Here is a 2,419-nt window from a genome sequence, read left to right on the forward strand (position 1 = left end):
TACTGCAGGGGGGACCCTGTGGGAGAGTAGGACGCCGCCGAACAATTTTTGAATGTGGGAAGCCCCGCACCGTATGGTGCGGGGCTTTTCGCGTTTTCCGGCCCGGTCCTCGCGGCGGGCCGCTTCCCGGAGCCCGCCGCGAGTCCGCCGCCCTCACCCTCCGCCCCCCTGCTCCCGCCCCCACTCCCGGGCAAGCCTCGTGAAGGCGGTGGACGCGGCGCTGCGATAGGCCGATTCGCGGCGCAGGAGCGTCACCGTACGGGCGGGGAGCGCGGGGGAGAGGGCGATGGGGTGGAGGCCGGGCTGGTCGCGGGCGATGGCGTCGGGCAGGACCGTGGCCAGGGGGGTGCGCCGGACCAGTTCGGTGAGGGCGGTGATGGAGTTGGCCTCCACCGCGATGTGCGGTCGGACGTCGTGTTGGCCGAAGTGCGTGTCGATGTGCAGGCGGGTCGCGAAGTCCGCGCTGAGCAGAGCCATGTGATGGTCCCGCAGGGAGCGGATGGGCAGTGGTGCCGTCCGGGCCGCGTACGGGTGGGTGGGGCCGACCACCAGGCTGAGGGCTTCGGTGAACAGGGCGTCGCCGCAGACGCCGGGCAGGTGGGGCCCGGTGAAGGCGATGCCGAGGTCCAGCTCGTCGGCCAGCAGGGCCGCTTCCATGAGTTCCTGCGGCATCTCGCGCAGGGTGAGCGAGATGCTGGGGTGCCGTGTGTGGAAGTCCCCGGCCAGCGGGCCGACGAGGTACGCGGTGAAGGTCGGGGTCGTGGCCAGGCGCAGGGTGCCGCGTGACAGGTCCCGTACGTCGAGTACGGCACGTTCCGCCGCCTCCAGGTCGCGCAGGGCGCTTCGCGCGTAATGGGCGTAGGCCAGGCCGGCGTCGGTCAGCCGTACGGTGCGGCCCGTGCGGTCGAGCAGCTGCACCTTCAGGGCCCGCTCCAGCTGTCGGACCTGCTGGGAGAGCGTGGGCTGGGAGACGTGCAGGGCTTCGGCCGCACGGGTGAAATTGGCGTGTTCGGCCACCGCGAGCAGATAGCGGAGGTGGCGTAGTTCCGGGGCCATACCCGCCACTGTAAGCGGTTATAGATGACACCGATAGCTGTCATGAGGTGTACGTCTTGGACGCTATAGCGGCAGGTCACGCATGGTGGAGGCATCGGCTTCAGGGCCGGTCCGCCCCCAGCAAGGAGTAGCTGTGCATCCCCACCTCACCGACGGCGTCCGGCGCTTTCGGCGTGCTGTCCACCCCGCCCGGGCGGCGCTCTTCGAGCGGCTCGCCACCACCCACCGGCCGGGTGCGCTGTTCATCGGCTGCTCCGACGCCAGGGTGGTGCCCGAGCTGCTCACCCAGTCCGAGCCCGGTGAGCTGTTCGTGATCCGTACGGCCGGGAACCTCGTTCCCGTGTACGGTCCGGAGCCCGACGCGGTGTCCGCCAGCGTCGAGTACGCGCTCGCGGTGCTCGGCGTCACCGACGTGATCGTGTGCGGCCACTCCGGATGCGGCGCGATGACGGCCCTGGCCACCGGCGAGGACCTGACGGGGCTGCCCGCCCTCGACGGCTGGCTGCGCACGGCCGGGCCCTTCGGCGCCCGCGCCCCGGAAGCCGTCCGCGCCCCGGAAGCCGTCCGTGCCCCGGAAACCGCCCGCGCCCCGAAGGCCGGCGGCGGTACGGAAGCCGCCGTCACGGCGCTCGTCCACGACAACGTCACCGACCAGCTCGCCCACCTGGCCACCCACCCGTCCGTGGCCCGCGCCCTCGCGCGGGACGCGGTGACGCTGCACGGCTGGACCCACGACATCCGCACCGGATCGGTGGACGTCCTCGACCCGCGTAGCGGAACCTTTAACCCGCTCTCCTGAGCATTCTCCTGAGCACCATCCGACCCGGAAGGACCTTCCCGTGCCCCACCTTCATGCCCAGCTCGACCCGCAGGCCCGCCACGACCTGGCCGTGGCCGTCGTCGACGCCAAGACCCGCAAGGACCTGACCTGGCAGGACCTGGCCGACGGCACCGGCCTGTCCGTCGTTTTCGTCACCGCCGCGCTCCTCGGCCAGCACGCCCTGCCGGCCGACGCCGCCCGGACCGTGGCCGAGCGCCTGGGCCTGGACGACGACGCGGAGCGGCTGCTGCAGACGGTCCCGCTGCGCGGCAGCATCCCGGACGGCATCCCCACCGACCCGACCCTCTACCGCTTCCACGAGATGCTCCAGGTCTACGGAACCACCCTCAAGGCCCTGGTCCACGAGCAGTTCGGCGACGGCATCATCAGCGCCGTCAACTTCCGCCTGGACATACAGAAGGTCGACGACCCGGAGGGCGGCTCCCGCGCGGTGATCACCCTGGACGGCAAGTACCTTCCGGCCAAGCCGTTCTGATCCCACCGCCGGTATCCCGGCAGGCCCGGCTCCGCGCGGTACGGCGG

3 protein-coding genes are annotated in these 2,419 nt (G+C 71.6%); 2 read left to right on the plus strand and 1 reads right to left on the minus strand.

Features of this window, described 5'->3' with window-relative positions; all coding sequences use genetic code 11:
• Positions 1-153 precede the first annotated feature (153 nt).
• Positions 154-1,056 (minus strand): transcriptional regulator CynR, encoded by a 903-nt coding sequence (gene cynR, locus ACFV57_RS42620; RefSeq protein ID WP_385244680.1) that lies wholly within the window; start codon positions 1,054-1,056, stop codon positions 154-156.
• A 133-nt stretch (positions 1,057-1,189) separates the two neighbouring features.
• Between cynR and ACFV57_RS42625 the strand changes: the two genes are divergently transcribed.
• On the plus strand, positions 1,190-1,855 hold the full coding sequence (locus ACFV57_RS42625) for a carbonic anhydrase (protein WP_385244682.1): 666 nt from the start codon (positions 1,190-1,192) through the stop codon (positions 1,853-1,855).
• A gap of 40 nt (positions 1,856-1,895) precedes the next feature.
• Positions 1,896-2,372, plus strand: a complete 477-nt coding sequence (gene cynS, locus ACFV57_RS42630; protein ID WP_385244684.1) for a cyanase — start codon at positions 1,896-1,898, stop codon at positions 2,370-2,372.
• Positions 2,373-2,419 lie beyond the last annotated feature (47 nt).

Origin of the sequence: Streptomyces sp. NPDC059788, assembly GCF_042732265.1 — a bacterium.
In the GTDB taxonomy this organism is placed as follows: domain Bacteria; phylum Actinomycetota; class Actinomycetes; order Streptomycetales; family Streptomycetaceae; genus Streptomyces.

Bases quoted from the DNA above. Each gene is read 5' to 3' on its own strand.
- cynR (WP_385244680.1), bottom strand. From the start codon at position 1,056: ATGGCCCCGGAACTACGCCACCTCCGCTATCTGCTCGCGGTGGCCGAA.